General features: G+C 41.9%; 9 protein-coding genes. 1 reads left to right on the forward strand and 8 read right to left on the reverse strand.

The window, feature by feature from the left end:
* The first annotated feature begins 34 nt into the window (after positions 1 to 34).
* Positions 35 to 706: a hexitol phosphatase HxpB gene (hxpB, locus tag AB4128_RS02050; protein WP_055022938.1), complete on the forward strand. Its 672-nt coding sequence runs from the start codon at positions 35 to 37 to the stop codon at positions 704 to 706.
* Between the two features lie 79 nt (positions 707 to 785).
* Here the strand turns inward: hxpB and AB4128_RS02055 are convergent, their stop codons facing one another.
* The 8 genes from AB4128_RS02055 to ampD all read right to left on the reverse strand — a co-directional run bounded on the left by AB4128_RS02055 (position 786) and on the right by ampD (position 16805).
* Positions 786 to 2999 (reverse strand): patatin-like phospholipase family protein, encoded by a 2214-nt coding sequence (locus tag AB4128_RS02055; protein WP_080914724.1) that lies wholly within the window; start codon positions 2997 to 2999, stop codon positions 786 to 788.
* A 129-nt stretch (positions 3000 to 3128) separates the two neighbouring features.
* On the reverse strand, positions 3129 to 7571 hold the full coding sequence (locus tag AB4128_RS02060; protein WP_372036580.1) for an EAL domain-containing protein: 4443 nt from the start codon (positions 7569 to 7571) through the stop codon (positions 3129 to 3131).
* A 197-nt stretch (positions 7572 to 7768) separates the two neighbouring features.
* Positions 7769 to 9196, reverse strand: coding sequence for a dihydrolipoyl dehydrogenase (gene lpdA / locus AB4128_RS02065; protein ID WP_055022941.1), 1428 nt, complete (start codon positions 9194 to 9196; stop codon positions 7769 to 7771).
* A 162-nt stretch (positions 9197 to 9358) separates the two neighbouring features.
* A complete protein-coding gene (aceF, locus tag AB4128_RS02070) occupies positions 9359 to 11323 on the reverse strand; it encodes a dihydrolipoyllysine-residue acetyltransferase (RefSeq protein ID WP_372036581.1) in 1965 nt (654 codons plus the stop codon).
* 11 nt (positions 11324 to 11334) lie between these two features.
* Positions 11335 to 13998 carry a pyruvate dehydrogenase (acetyl-transferring), homodimeric type gene (gene aceE / locus AB4128_RS02075; protein ID WP_055022943.1) on the reverse strand — a complete coding sequence of 888 codons (2664 nt, stop codon included), beginning with the start codon at positions 13996 to 13998 and terminating at the stop codon, positions 11335 to 11337.
* Between the two features lie 74 nt (positions 13999 to 14072).
* On the reverse strand, positions 14073 to 14825 hold the full coding sequence (gene pdhR / locus AB4128_RS02080; RefSeq protein ID WP_055022944.1) for a pyruvate dehydrogenase complex transcriptional repressor PdhR: 753 nt from the start codon (positions 14823 to 14825) through the stop codon (positions 14073 to 14075).
* Positions 14826 to 15194: 369 nt separating this feature from the next.
* On the reverse strand, positions 15195 to 16046 hold the full coding sequence (gene ampE / locus AB4128_RS02085) for a beta-lactamase regulator AmpE (protein WP_065109609.1): 852 nt from the start codon (positions 16044 to 16046) through the stop codon (positions 15195 to 15197).
* Positions 16047 to 16244: 198 nt separating this feature from the next.
* Positions 16245 to 16805 carry a 1,6-anhydro-N-acetylmuramyl-L-alanine amidase AmpD gene (ampD, locus tag AB4128_RS02090; protein WP_055022946.1) on the reverse strand — a complete coding sequence of 187 codons (561 nt, stop codon included), beginning with the start codon at positions 16803 to 16805 and terminating at the stop codon, positions 16245 to 16247.
* Positions 16806 to 16960 lie beyond the last annotated feature (155 nt).

The following is a 16960-nucleotide window of genomic DNA, read 5'->3' on the forward strand; positions in this document are numbered from 1 at the left end:
TTGACTAGCTATTCAAACTAAGTAAGGGAGTAATATGTCATTAACCACTATAGAAGCGGTCATATTTGATATGGACGGCGTGATTATTGATACCGAGCCAGCTTGGCAAAAAGCTGAGGTCGAAGTGCTCAATCAACTCGGTGTGCCCATCACCATGAAAGATGCCGAAGTTACCACAGGCTTACGGATCGACTTATTGGTTGCCTATTGGTACCAGCGATACCCATGGGATAACTATGATAACCGTGCTGTCGCGCAGCAGATTATCGATAAAGTCGTCACGTTTATTGAAACTGAAGGTGCTCCAATGCGCGGCGTTATCGATGCACTGAAACTATGCCAGCAAAAGCAGCTTAAAATTGGACTAGCGACCTCTTCATCAACAGATCTCATTGACTCAGTCATGGCAAAACTAGGGATAAGATCGTATTTTGAAGCAATTGCATCTGCTGAAAATCTTCAATACGGAAAGCCGCATCCAGAAGTCTATTTGAATTGCGCCAATGCATTAAAGGTAAATCCTGCACATTGCCTAGCCATTGAGGATTCATTTAATGGCTTAATTGCAGCAAGAGCAGCGACAATGCAAACGGTGGCGATTCCTGCTCCTGAATTCGCTGAGCAATCACGTTGGGTTATTGCGCATCAACAGCTCGAGCACTTAGGCCAATTAGCTGACGTGCTAGATACCACGACCAGAATCTAACTAAGCAACAAAAGCGATATAAGAAGGGCTGCACCCGCAGCCCTTTATATCACCAAGTCTATTCGAACAAAGACTTAAATTAGAAGTTTTTACCAATGAATAAGTAAAAAGCTTGCTCGCCAGTATCAGTAAAGCCAAAGCCTAATGCTGCCGGCCCCCAGCTAGTATCTGTACCTAAATAAAGACTACTCGCATATATCAAGTCATCTAAATCAATGTCATCCTTTAGTAGCCACACGTTACCAGCCTCAATACTGGCACCCAAGTAGAGTGGCACATCCGATAATAAAACATCTCGACCAAGATCATACTGATAAATTAGTGCGCCAAATGCTTTGTGAGGTCCAGCAAGAGCACCTTTGTGATAACCCGATAAATTCAAGAAGCCACCTAATTCAGCAACATGAATGGTGAAATCACGGTCAACATCCACTGTAGTGATTGCCGCTTTACCTACAATGGCATGGTTACCTAGATTTAATGCCCCTTTCCAATCTGCTTCAAATTGCCAAGCCAGTTGATCTGAGTCATTGACCACGGCACCTGAGTATTTTTCATCACGCACTGCCGCTTTAAAGGTTAAGCGTTGACCTTCAGTAGGGAAGCTGATGCTATTTAATGTATCGTACGTCATCAAAAAGTACCCACCGACTGAATCATAATCCAAGTCAATTTCGGAAACGGCACGATTAGATAGTGTCCCTAGTTCACCTACAGCACCAATCTCAATCAAACCAGCGTGAGAGTAGTTATAACCAACACCCATAGAGAATTGATTTAACGAATTTTTAAGCTCATATAAACGATCATTGCCATCATAAAAGTCCCAGTCTTTAATCTCATACTCATAAAGCGCTCGGCCATAAAAATCTTGGTCTTTTGAGAAAGGCTGGTAAAACTCAGTACTAATTCGTTTTTCAAATCCAAGTTGCATCTCGTTTCGCCATTCGCCACCATTATCGGTAAGTTCTCCCATGGTGTAAGCCAAGCTCAAGGTAATCGCCGAATCTAAAGTAAAGTCATCTTCCCAATTAAAGCCGACATCAAAATAATTAGGTCCCCAAGATTTTGCATGGGTACTGACGGTTAAAACACGGCCTTCTTCAGTATCTTCAAATTCTGCATCGACACGTTCAAATTTATTAAGCGAATATAGTCGTTTGATTGCAGCATTTAACTCTTCTTTAGTGATCACCTCGCCTTCTTTTAGACCTAACTCTTCTCGTAATAAGCGCTCACTAACTTTAGAGTTATTGTCGAAAACAATCTTGGTGGAAGGACGGTTGACTTGATTCACAAACACCAGCTTGGCTCGTCTTTTTTTATCTTGATAAGCTTGATAATCAGCTTCACTGATACTCAAGTGAGCCAACATAGGCAGAGCAGCATTACCAGCGATAGTCCCAGCTTCTAATGCTTGCGGCATGATTTCAAAGTCAGTAGTGCTCATGTCGTCAATCGCGGGACGAATGAGCACGTCACCATCTGTTAAATAGGTCTTCTGCTCTTCAGTGGTAGCTTTGGTCAGAATCGTCGATAGCTGTTCCAATACTGCAATAGTGCTATCTAGCTGCTCTTTAGTTGCTAATGGTGAGCCAATATCAACAGCGATCACCACATCAGCTCCCATGGCTTTAACCACATCAATCGGCATATTATTCGAAATCCCGCCGTCGACGAGAAGCTTGCCATCTATTTCTGCTGGTTGCAGCGCACCTGGCACAGTGGCAGAAGCTTGCATGGCTTTTACAATACTGCCCTTATCTAATACAACGGCGTGACTTGTGGATAAATCTGTTGCAACTGCACGGTAGGGGATCGCTAAATCATCGAAATCACCAAACTGCTCAACGAGGTCAGTTGAATGTTGCAGTAGCTGTGACATTGTTTGGCCTCGAAGTAAGCCACTTGGCGCAGCAAGCCCGCCATCTTTATAGCCCACATTTAATGGGATATTAAATTTATCTCGATGTTGTTTATCACGGTAGGTTAAATCTTCGCGGGGAATAGTATCTGAGTAGCCCTCAGCCCAAGGAGAGTTCAGCATGATCGTTTCTATTTCATCAGCGGTATAACCAAGTGCATACATACCGCCTACATACGAACCAATACTGGTACCCGTCACATAATCAACTGGAATACGGTTTTGCTCTAATACTTTCAGGATGCCAATATGAGCCGAACCTTTTGCGCCACCGCCACTTAATACCAGTCCTACTGTTGGACGTTCTTTTGCATAAGTGAAACTCGTGGTTAAACTTAACAACAGTAACAATGCGATCTTACGACCCATATAAAGCATCCCTATCTTTAAATTATTATCGGCGCCATTCTAGCAAAGAAAATGCATCATTAATAAAACCTTTCAAACCATCTTATTAACCTTTATTTGCATTATCGTATTTGGAATGTATTCGCTAGTTTATGAGTCCGCCTTTGAAATTCCGATAAATGCATCAAACGCTTCACGTGGCATCGGCTTAGCAAAATAGTAACCTTGAATGATATAACAGCCACGGCTGAATACTTGCTCCATTTGATCGTAAGACTCAATACCTTCTGCAACCACATGTAATTTAAGGTTACGAGCTAATTCTATAATACTACTCACAATCGCTTGATCGGCCTCGTTATTAACAATATCAATCAAGAATGACCGATCAATTTTAAGTGTATTAACCTCAAAGTTTCGTAAATAAGCCAGTGATGAATACCCAGTACCAAAATCATCAATCGCCACTTCTATCCCTAACGCTTTTAATTGTGCCAAATGTGCATTTGCCACCTGCAACTCTTTCATTAATACACCTTCGGTGATTTCAACAGCTAAGCATTGAGGTGGCATGCCAGTATCGGCCAACATTGTTTTTAGGCTATCAATGAAATCCACTTGCCTAAATTGCACTGCTGAGACATTAACCGATAACTGAAAATGCTCATTATGTAAGGCATGCCAGCGAGCGCCATCAGTGCAAGCCTGACGTAACACCCAACGGTCAATATCAATAATCAAACCACAGGACTCGGCAACTTTAATAAATACATCAGGTCTAATAAACCCTTTTTCAGGATGTTGCCAACGGATCAACGCCTCCATCCCAATAAATTTATCACCTCTTAAAATATCAATTTGCGGCTGGTAATACAGTTGCAGTTCGTTATTCTCAATGGCTTTTCTGAGCTCCGATTCAATCCATAAATGGTATTGCGCTTCTGCGTTTCGCTCTGCTGAATAATATTGAAAATTCCCCCGCCCTTCTTCCTTGGCGTGATACATTGCTAAGTCAGCATTTTTAATCAGAGTTTCAGGGTCCAAAGTGTCTTCAGGCCACATGCTAATACCAATACTAGTAGAAACGAAAAACTCTCGAGAGAATAACCTAAAAGGTGCCGCAATTTGCTTAAGAACTTTTTCAGCAACCAAGTTAATCTCGTCGATTGACTCAACTTGCCTTAATAGAATAACGAATTCATCACCACCAAATCGGCACACAAGATGCTCGCTACCCACACTTCGTTGAATACGCTTAGCGGCTTCGACTAATAACGCATCCCCCATGCTATGACCATATGAATCATTCACGTGCTTAAAGCGATCTAAGTCAAGAAACAATAACGCTAATCGTTCATTGGCGTTATGAGCGCCTGAAGTAATTCGTGCTAATTGCCGATTAAACATGGAACGGTTCGATAGCCCTGTTAATACATCATTATTGGCTAGATTGCGTAAGTTAAGTTCATTTTGCTTACGTAACGTAATATCAGAAAACACCACTACATAATGCTGAATAACCTGATGCTTATCAGTCATCACCGAAATATTGGCCCATACAGGAAACTTATCATTTGGCTGGCGTATAAATGTCAATTCGCCATTCCAAATGCCTTCTACAAGCTTTAAGACATCTATGTCATTTTCAGGGTTACTTTTGTGCAGCAGTGACTCAAAAGGCTGTCCAATCAATTGCTCTTCTTCAGCGCCTACTAAATTGTTGGCCGCAGCATTAATGACCTTGATGTGCTTTTTAGCATCCAGAATTAACATTCCTTCGGAGGTATTCTCGAAAGCTTTTGCGAGTAAATCAATTTCGCTTTGAAGTTCTCGCTGCTCTGTCACTTCGGTATAAATACCCGCTACCTTCTCCACTTGCCCTGTTTCATCATTGACTTTTACTGCACGTCCACGGATACGTAACCAACCTAGTATGCCGGCGGCTCGGGTATATCGAAACTCAATATCAATCGAGTCTTGCTTGCCTTTGAGTAAATCCATCCAATGGCGAGTTACACCTTCTTTATCCTCATCGATAATAGGCAAGTCCGGTACGAGATAAGATAACTGAGATTTAGCGCCTAAAATCCCCGCTTTATTTTCGAATAAAATACTATTTGAGTGGCTGTTCCATTCCCACAAGTCAGAATCACTGCCCCGCAGAGATTGACGGAGTTTGTCTTCACTTTCCCGAAGCGCCGTATTAATCTTTAATACCCGCCTAACTTGCTTTTGACGCAAAACCACTGATGTGAATGCAGTTAATAAAACGATTAATAACACCAACATTTTAAACCACTGCGATGCCCACCAATATTCATTAACTTTGAATTGGAATTGAAACGGTTCTGTCGACCATATTCCCTGCTGTTTATGCAGTAACTCCAAGGTATATACACCGGCATTTAAGTCAGCAATATTGACCTGTGTCTGCCCTTCAAGAAGAATATAGTTAGGCTTTTTAGCTGAACCATCCAGCACTAAACGATATTTGATACTAATTGGCGCCGTATCGATGTAATCAAATGTGGTCATTTGAAAACTAATCAGTTTGGCATCAGGTCTGACAGTGTTAAATGAGTCTGGCAGTAAATACAGCTCGGTTTGATCGTCGTAAAAAACTGAGATCGATTCCAATGAAATATCATGGCTTTGACTTCGGTGCTCAAGCTTATCAACATCCACCAGCATTGCCCCGTCAGGACTACCAATATATAACCCCGCTTTGGGGTCATAAAAGGATGCAGCTTCATTAAACTCTGAAGCTGTAAAACCATCATTCACAGAGAAAACGTCTACGACATCTTTAAGGGGATCGTGGCGGATTAAAATCGATTCACAACCAATGAGATTATAGCGATCAGTTTGCTGGATAAAATACACAGTACTGCAGTCTAAACCCCATAATTTGTTCATTGATTCAATGTCATGGGTTTTCGTATTAAATCGAAGTAAGCCTTCCTGGTAAGTCCCTAACCACAACGTATCATCGTCAACTTGATTGATGTTATTCACACTAGCATTTGGATATTCTCTCACCAAAATGTCTGATAACGAGTTCAATTGATTCTGATTGGTTAAATAACCTAAATATTTATCTCCCCCGACCCATAGCGTGTTTTCATCATCACGATAAACGCTGCTAATACTGGTTCGGGTATTCCGCTCACCTTCATTGAATATTGATATTTGTTTAATATCAGTCAACCCAGGCTGCCAATAATGGACTTTATCAAACGTACCCCACCAAGTTCGCCCATCAATCAGGGGATCGTTATAAGAGGTGAATAGCTGCGAACCTCTAAGGCCGTCACTGTTAGGAGCAAATGTTGAAAAGTCGACTTCGTTATTCGTATCTTTGTCATACACAAACACGCCATTGGTGGTCGCGAGTGACACATATTGGTTCTCTAACTCAGATAGACTATATACTGAATCACTTGCTTGAAACCCATTTGGGAGATGCAAACTAGAAGAAACAGCTTGTTTATCGACAATATTCAATCCACCATCACCGCCAAGCCATAACTTATCGTCTTGAGCAAATACACTCCATATCATCTCATCGACGAGTTTATATTTAGAGGCCTTGTTAAAGTAATCCAGTAAGAAATCAGGTTTTAGCGCTAATAAAGCCAAGCCTTCACCAGAACCACCAAGCCAAATCAGTCCATGCTGATCAACGGCAACATCGTCAATGTAATCAATATCAGCATCACGCTTTAACTCTTCTTTATAAGATTTAATCTCGTCGGTATGCGGTTGCCAAGAAAACAGACCAGAAGTCGTCGACATCCATAAACTACCTTGCTTATCTTCTACCAACTGATGGATATTAAAGGGGGCAATAGCCATGCGGTTAATGGTTTTTTTATCGATATCGACAAGGAATAAGCCTTTATTACTGTATACCCAAATATCATCTTTGCTATCGATAAATAAGCCACGAATAAAGGTATTTTTTATATCCCAATCAATTTGAGATAACAGTGCACCTTGAGCATCCCTAAGTTCAATAGCAAGGCTATTTGAATATAAAAAAGTGTTATCAGCCCATTGATGAATACTGTTCCAAGCCACATTTTCATCGAGTGAGTGTAACAAGGTTAGCTGTAAAGACTCGTTATCAAGCAGCAATACTCGCCCAGCATTGGTTAATAACACCACACTTCCGTTTGCAAGCCTTGTGTAACCTGAAATAGGATCGTTATAAAAGCTGTCAGGTGAATCAATAAGCAGATCAGAGAATTGGTTTGTCGAAATATCGTAAAGGGTTAAAGAGAAATTGCTGTTGAGTAATAAATGATTTTTACCGACTTTAATCAGTAATTTGATATTTTGATAACTGAGAGCATCAGCGCTATTAGGTTGGTCAATTCTGCGAATTGCAGAGCTACTGACACGATACAACCCCTGCTGAGTTGCAAGCCAGACATAACCATAATCATCAAAAGTAATATCATTAATCGAATAGTTAATTAACCCATCTTGGGCATTAAAAAGTCGCTGGACAACATTTACAGCTGAAGCTTGGTTACAAAATAAAATGGTTAGAAAAATGAAACTTAAAAACTGTTTAACGCGATTTATCATTTGTTAATTATTACTCTGGAAAATGATTTATTCGTAACGTTGGAAGTTTCCTTGCAAAATATAAACTGGCTTCATGCCAACAACTATCTAAAACTCAATTGATACACATTTTAAATATATCACCATATTGTAAAAATTGATCAAAAAAAAGCACCCCGTAAGGTGCTTTGATACAAATAGCTACAATGAGTTGCTAGTTATTTTTTCTTTTTTGCTTTTGGGTTTGGCAAATCAGTAATAGAACCTTCATAAACTTCGGCAGCAAGACCGACAGACTCATGTAAGGTTGGGTGAGCATGAATAGTTAATGCTAAATCTTCAGCATCACAACCCATTTCAATTGCTAGGCCAATTTCACCTAGTAATTCACCACCATTAACACCAACAACAGCACCACCAATCACACGATGAGTTTCTTTGTCGAAGATTAACTTAGTCATGCCATCACTTGCGTCAGAAGCAATAGCACGGCCACTTGCAGCCCAAGGGAAGCTTGCAGTTTCGTATGCAACACCTTGCTCTTTTGCTTCTTTCTCAGTAAGACCAACCCATGCTACTTCTGGGTCTGTATAAGCAATCGAAGGGATCACTTTAGGGTCGAAGAAGTGCTTAAGACCTGAAATAACTTCAGCAGCCACATGACCTTCATGCACACCTTTGTGAGCCAACATTGGCTGACCTACGATATCACCAATAGCGAAAATGTTAGGTACATTAGTACGTAACTGCTTATCAACATTGATGAAACCACGCTCATCAACATTTACGCCAGCTTTTTCAGCATCAATTGATTTACCATTTGGTGTACGACCAATTGCAACCAATACAGCATCATAACGCACAGGCTCGGCAGGTGCTTTCTTGCCTTCCATAGTAACGTAGATACCGTCTTCTTTTGCTTCAACCGCTGTCACTTTCGTTTCAAGCATCAAGTTGAATTTCTTCTTGATCTTCTTAGTGAAGATACGAACGATATCTTTATCAGCAGCAGGAATGACTTGGTCAAACATTTCAACCACATCAATTTCACTACCGATTGATGAATAAACGGTACCCATTTCTAGGCCAATAATACCGCCACCCATAACTAATAATTTACCTGGTACTTCTTTAAGTTCTAGTGCATCAGTAGAATCCCAGATACGTGGGTCTTCATGTGGAATGAACGGTAGCTCGATTGGGCGTGAACCAGCAGCAATAATTGCGTGTTCAAAGTTAATCACTGTAACACCATCTTCACCTTGAACTTCCATGGTGTTTGATGAAGTAAATTTACCATAGCCATTAACTACATTAACTTTACGCATTTTAGACATTCCGCCTAAACCGCCTGTTAATTGACCCACTACTTTTTCTTTAAAGCCGCGTAATTTTTCTAAATCAATCGTTGGCTCACCAAATACAACACCGTGATGAGCAACTTCTTTTGCTTCTTCGATCACTTTAGCGACATGTAGTAATGCTTTTGACGGGATACAACCCACATTCAAACAAACACCACCTAACGTACTAAAACGCTCAACGATAACTGTTTCTAAACCTAAATCTGCAGCTCGGAATGCTGCTGAATAGCCTGCAGGGCCTGAACCAAGTACTACTACCTGAGTTTTGATTTCTTTACTCATGTTTTCCTCTATTTTTCTCTTGTTGGCGGAAAAACCGTCCAAACTGCAAAATGGGGTCATTATTGAATCTTGTAAGGTGGCCGCATTTTACCCTTTGTTTGACACTGATCACAATCCTGTGACGAGATAAAAAAGGCTGCTCACATTGAGCAGCCTTTCTCTTTACAAAATTAACGTACGGATGTCGCTAAGAATGCTAGATAATGTGACGCTAAAGCGCGCAGCCATTGCACCATCAATCACACGGTGATCGTATGATAACGATAATGGCAACATCAATTTAGGCTCAAAATCACTGCCATTCCATTTAGGCTTCATTTCAGACTTAGATACACCCAAAATAGCCACATCAGGATAGTTAACAATTGGGGTAAATGCGGTACCGCCAATGCCACCTAAACTTGAGATAGTGAAACAACTACCTTGCATATCCGCTGACTTAAGCTTCCCGTCACGAGCACGTACTGAAATGTCCATTAACTCACGAGATAGCTCAACGATACCTTTCTTATCAACGTCGCGAACAACTGGTACCATCAATCCGTTTGGTGTATCTACAGCCACACCAATGTGGAAATATTTCTTCTGAATTAATGATTCACCATCAGCACTTAAGCTTGAGTTAAACACTGGGAATTCAGCCAATGTTTTCGCTACAGCTTTCATCATAAAGACAAGCGGCGTAATTTTGTAATCCGCTTTCTTCTTAGCAGCAAGTGTATTTTGTTCTTTACGGAATGCTTCTAATTCAGTGATATCAGCTTCATCAAATTGCGTCACATGTGGAATCGTAACCCAGTTGCGATGTAAGTTAGGTCCAGAGATTTTCTGAATACGACTTAACGGCACTTCTTCAACTTCACCAAACTTACTGAAGTCCACCTTCGGCGCAGCAATCACATTCAATCCACCCGCACCACCAGCAACAGAAGTTGCAGCAGATGCTTTAGGGCGACTTAGCTCATACTTAATAAAGGCTTGTACATCTTCTTTTAAGATACGGCCCTTACGTCCGGTGCCTTTAACTAACGTTAAATCGGCGCCAAACTCTCTCGCTAAGCGGCGTACAGCAGGTGAAGCATGTACCACACCCGTTTTAGGTTGATTACCCGCACTTGGATGATGTGGCACTGGTGCAGCCTTAGCTGGAGCAGGTGCCGCTGCAGGAGCTGGTTTGCTTGCAGCCGGTGCAGGCGCTGGCGCACTTGGAGTAGGGGCTGCAGATGAAGTCGTTTCGACAGTGGCAATAATGCTACCTTGAGAAACTTTATCACCCACATTTACTGTTAAGCTTACAAGTTTACCGGCAAATGGTGCAGGCACTTCCATCGTCGCTTTATCCGTTTCAAGGGTAATTAACCCCGTATCCACTTCAAGCACATCACCAACGGCAACCAAAACTTCAATAACGTCGACATCCGATGCATCGCCAATATCTGGAACCGCAACTTCTTTCACTTCCACAGTGCTAGCAGCAGGCGCAGTAGCTTGTGTTGCTTCTGCAGGAGCTGTGGCAACTTGTTCAGTTGCAGCAGGAGCCGATGCGCCTACTTCAAGCATTAATACTAATGAGCCTTGAGACACTTTATCGCCAACGGCAACTTTAAGTTCTTTCACCACGCCCGCTGAAGGTGCAGGCACCTCCATCGTCGCTTTGTCAGTTTCTAAGGTGATTAAGCCGGTATCGGCTTCAATGGTTTCACCCACACTCACCAGAACTTCAATAATATCAACGTTTTCAGCGTCACCAATATCTGGCACTGCCACTTCAATGATTTGCGAGCCGCCAGCTGCTGGCGCTGCAGGAGCTTCAACGATTGGTGCAGCAGGAGCCGCTGGTGCTACTGGAGCTGGTGCTGCTTGTGGCGCTTCAACAGGAGCCGCCGCAGAAGCTGCATTTAACATCGCAATCAGCTTACCTTCAGCGATGGTATCGCCTACAGCCACTTTTAACTCGGCTACAGTACCGGCAAACGGCGCTGGAATATCCATGGTTGCTTTATCGCTTTCAACCGTAAGAATTGAGTCTTCTGCAGCGATTTCATCACCAACTGCAACACAGACTTCAATAACCTGAACTTCATCACCACCGATATCAGGAACCAAAACTTCTTTTAATTCAGCCATTTTGTTTCTCTCTATGCGAACTGTGGGTTGATCTTATCAACGTCAATACCGTATTCCTTGATAGCTTTAGTTAGCACATCAACTGGTATTTCGTTACGGTCGACAAGAGACTTAAGTGAAGCAATAACAATGAACTTAGCATCAACTTCAAAGTGGTGACGTAAATTCTCACGGCTATCACTGCGGCCGAAACCGTCAGTACCTAACACTTTGTAATCAGTCGGGATGTAAGCACGTAATTGTTCGCCGTAAATCTTCATATAATCTGTTGCGACAATCGCTGGTGCATCTTTTGATAACACTTCAGAGATATATGGCACTTTTGGCGTTTCAGTTGGATGAAGCATGTTGTAACGCTCAGTGGCTTGGCCATCACGTGTTAACTCGTTAAAGCTAGTCACGCTGAATACATCTGCGCTAATTCCGAAGTCTTTTGATAAAGCGACAGCCGCTTTACGCACTTGCTCTAGAATCGTGCCGCTACCCATTAACTGAACTGAACCTTTACCACTACCTTGATGACTTTCTAGCTTGTAGATACCTTTAACGATACCTTCTTCGCTGCCTTCAGGCATAGCAAGTTGTTCGTAGTTTTCGTTCATAGTAGTCAGGTAGTAGAACACGTCTTCCTGCTCACCATACATACGACGAATACCGTCTTGAACAATCACAGCAATTTCGTAACCGTAAGTAGGATCGTAAGAAATACAGTTTGGAATAGTGTTTGCTAAGACATGGCTGTGGCCATCTTGATGCTGAAGACCTTCACCATTCAAGGTAGTACGGCCAGAAGTACCACCCACCATAAAGCCACGCGCTCGCATATCACCTGCAGCCCAAGCCATGTCACCAATACGTTGGAAACCAAACATTGAGTAGTAGATGTAGAATGGGATCATAGGTGTATCGTTAACTGAGTAGCTTGTTGCCGCTGCGACCCAAGATGACATTGCACCTAATTCGTTAATCCCTTCTTGTAATACTTGACCGGTTTTATCTTCACGGTAGTAAGCAACTTGATCTGAATCTTGCGGCTCATATTTTTGTCCTTCATGGGCATAAATACCCACCTGACGGAATAAGCCTTCCATACCAAAAGTACGTGCTTCATCAGGAATAATCGGTACGATATTTTTGCCGATTTTCTTGTCTTTAAGCAGTGCCGTTAAGATACGGACAAATGACATTGTGCTTGAGATTTGACGGCCATTAGAGCCTTTCAGCACTGAGTCAAAAATCTTAAGCGATGGTACTTCTAACTCTTCAGAGAACTTCTCAAGGCGAGTTGGCATCGCACCATGGAGTGATTCACGACGCGCTTTGAGGTATTTAACCTCTTCAGAGTCAGCACCTGGATGGTAGTAAGGAATATCTTCTAACTGATCATCGCTAATTGGGATATTAAAACGATCGCGGAAGTATTTAAGGGATTCTACGCCCATTTTCTTCACGTTATGCGCGATGTTTTTACCTTCACCCGCATCACCCATACCGTAACCTTTTACTGTTTTAGCAAGGATGACTGTAGGACGACCTTTAGTATTTTTAGCATGCTGTAATGCAGCATAAATCTTAACTGGATCATGACCACCACGGTTCAAACGCCAAATGTCATCATCTGACATGTTAGCAACCATTTCGGCAGTTTCAGGATATTTACCAAAGAAGTGCTCACGTGTATAAGCGCCACCTTTAGCTTTACAGTTTTGGTATTCACCATCGACGGTTTCTTCCATTAACTGTAGTAATTTACCGCTAGTATCACGTGCAAGTAATGGATCCCAGTAGCGACCCCAAATCACTTTAACGGCTTCCCAGCCTGCGCCGCGGAATTCGCCTTCTAACTCTTGAATGATCTTACCGTTACCACGAACAGGACCATCAAGTCGCTGCAAGTTACAGTTAACAATAAAGACTAAGTTATCTAATTCTTCACGGGCAGCAAGACCGATAGCACCTAATGTTTCAGGCTCATCACACTCACCATCACCTAAGAAACAGTAAACCGTTTGCTCAGAGCAATCTTTTAAACCACGGTCAGTGAGATACTTAAGGAAACGCGCTTGATAAATTGCTTGAATCGGACCAAGGCCCATTGATACTGTCGGGAACTGCCAGTAGTCAGGCATTAATTTAGGATGCGGGTACGAAGACAGACCTTTACCATCAACTTCTTGACGGAATCCGTTCATTTGATCTTCGCTAATACGACCTTCAAGGAAAGAACGAGAGTAGATACCCGGTGCGATATGACCTTGGTAATACACTAAATCGCCGCCGTCTTTTGCGTTAGGAGCACGGAAGAAGTGGTTAAAACACACATCATAAATCGTCGCACTAGAGGCAAAACTAGAAATGTGACCACCTAGCTCTAAATCTTTCTTAGAACCACGTAATACCATTGCAAGGGCATTCCAACGAACGATAGCACGAATGCGACGCTCCATTTCCTGATCACCAGGCATATGTGGCTCTTGGCCAGACGGAATGGTATTCAAATAAGCGGTCGTTGCCTTGTACGGTAGATGAGTACCATTACGGCGCGCTTTATCGATTAACTGTTCAAGTAGATAATGCGCACGTTCAGGGCCTTCTTGCTCTAATACCGCTTGCAGGGAATCTACCCATTCTTGAGTTTCTAATGGATCTAAGTCTTGTAGCATATCTTCAGACATGTCGCTGTCCTTCTCTAGATACTGATAATTAATGTGTTTCGGTCAATCTATAGTGATGTTCACTATATTTTGTATCAAACACCGCTCTTTAAACGGCGCAAGCTACGCTGCAACCGACTGTCTTCTTCCCTCACTGACAACATGACTTCCTCGATGTAACTCAAATGTTCGTTCGAGGCTTCACGTGCCGCATCAGGATCACGGCGAACAATCGCAGCGAGTAATGCTCGCCTGTGTTCATTCGCCATAGTAGAGGCTTCTTCGCGACGGCTTAAAAGCTCTAAGTTCTGTGCCACGTTTTTGTGCAACACAGGGGTTAAACTGAGTACTAGGTGTAACATCGCCACATTGTGCGATGCTTCTGCAACTGCACGATAAAATCGCACAATCGCATCGGCTTGAGCTTCAATATTGCTCGCCGTTTCAACTTCATTAATTGAACGCTTGATGCTTTGCATATCGGCATCGTTTCCACGAAGCGCAGCAAAATAGGCCATCATACCCTCTGTAGCATGACGAAATTCCAATAAGTCGTATTGACTTTCAGAGTCGTTATGCATCAGCTCTACAATAGGATCTGCTAGGCTCTGCCAAAGTTGCTCTTTGACGTAAGTGCCTCCACCTTGTCGGCGCATTAGCAGACCTTTGGCTTCTAACTTTTGAATCGCTTCACGCAGAGAAGGACGAGACACTTCAAACTGCAAGGCAAGCTCACGCTCAGGCGGTAATTTTTGCCCTGGTTGCAAGCTACCTTCGAGGATCATGCGCTCTAACTGCTCCATGATCACATCTGAAATTTTTGGCTGGGTTATTTTGCTATAAGCCATTTGGCCCTCAGCTCCGTTGTCAATTGGTCTTACCAATTTATATGAGATAGCGCACTTTATCAAATCAAACAATTGATGTCTAGTTAGGCTAGTGTTGAATGGATGTTGGCTAAAAGTTTAAAACATCACAACTCTTAAGGTGCTATGAGCATAACGAAAAAAAACTTTTAAGGGGTCTGACCATTTCACAAACGCAACCACTGAGGGGATACGGAATGTTTCAATGTCGTTAGCGGCTAAAATAAAAAGCGTATTTCTAGTAAACTTTAGCAGCTATTTTAAATGCTAATCGTCTATAAAATAAAAACTGTTTTTCTATTTCAAATAAATATTAGTTATGCATTAATTACGCATAAACTTGATGGTGTATTAACTCACCACACCGAAGATAGTAAGTACCGACAAAACTGTCAGTAATAAAATAAAGTTACGTTTACTTAATGCCAATAATGCCAACGTTGGCTGCACACAAACAGGCGCCGAGGTTGATTCAGGTATACTTTCAGCGGCTATGGCTGTACGGGTGACAATATTTTTTGCATGATTGCTGGCACTGAATACCTGTTTACGCCATTCGGCAATGCCTGAAGCGAAATGACCACTTAATACAAAACCAAAGCTAAAAATGCGACTCGGTAGCCAGTCGAGTAAAAACAGTAATCGACTAATAAAAGGCATATTGAGTTGGTTTAACTGATTATGTTGGTCATAAAAACGTACCGTACAATAAAGCACCGCACCAACTGGCCCAAAGAAGATCAAAAATAATGCTACAGCACCGTAGTACCGATAATTAACCCAAGCGACTGTTTTACCTATTTGTTGGCCCAAATCTTTTTCATCAATAGCATCTAAGCATTCAGCACAATCTAGGCTTTCGGCATAATGGTAACAGGCCTGTACATCTCCTCGACACGCCGCTAGCATGTATTTTTTGAAGTTATTACGCAGAGTTTGATGGCTAAAACAAAGAATGGATATTGCTACCCATAGCAATAATGTCATTAAGTCATAAACGAGACCATCTAAGAGGACTAACAAGAGAAAAATCATAACCGCAGGAATAAGGATAACAACAGAAACCCAAATAGCTGAATCAAGTTGCTTATCTTTCCAAAATAAAGACTGGTATTTAGCGAGCATTGAATCAAATTGCCAACTTGCTGGAAGTAGCTTGAGTCTTTCGACCATGATTGCAATTAATAACGAAAAAAGTGCCATGTGACTCCTGCAAACTAAACAAAAATAAAGTTACTGGATAAACGCAAAACTAAGTACAACACTATAATTAAAAAATGACTTTATAACAAAGGCTTATTTGGCCTTACCTTCTGAAGTATACAAGCTGACAACATCATAAAAACCACTGACACAATAGACATTTACTGTTAGATTCCGAACATCATTTAATCAGTGGTATTAGCTGGCACCACGGTTTGCTAATAAACTAAAATATCGTGACCAATCAAAACTATCGCCAGGATCGGTTTTTCGCCCCGGTGCTATATCGCAGTGCCCTACAATTCTAGTTTGATTAAGCATAGGGTATACATTGAACAACTCCAAGGTTAATTCAGCTAAAACTTGATATTGCTCATTGGTATAAGGTGCATCGTCTGTTCCCTCAAGTTCGACCCCCACCGTAAAGTCATTACAATTGTCACGACCTTCAAAACTCGATACTCCAGCATGCCATGCCCTGTCATCACAACTGACATATTGCACTAACTCGCCATCTCTACGTATTAAAAAGTGCGCAGAGACTTCAAGACCCGCAAGCTCTTCAAAACTAGGATCGGCACTGACATCTAAACAACCTTGAAAAAGGCCATCAATGTGCGGTAAACCGAAGCAGCCTGCGGGAAGGCTGATATTATGAATAATTAATCCACTCACCTCATGTAGGGGTCGTTGATTAAAATGAGGTGACTTACATATGCGGGCTTTTCGGTGCCAGCCTGCATGAATACTTTTGTTCATAATCTATTCTTATTATCAGCGTTAAACTACAACCTTTAATGGGCTGTTATATACATAATGAATTTAATCACTAAGCTTATTTCTGCGTTGCTAGTAAACAAGCTTAATGTATCAGTTAAGCGCTATATTTTGAAATGACAACTGTGGTAAAGTTG

The organism is Shewanella sp. 10N.286.52.A9, assembly GCF_041468985.1.
Classification (GTDB): Bacteria; Pseudomonadota; Gammaproteobacteria; order Enterobacterales; family Shewanellaceae; genus Shewanella; species Shewanella japonica.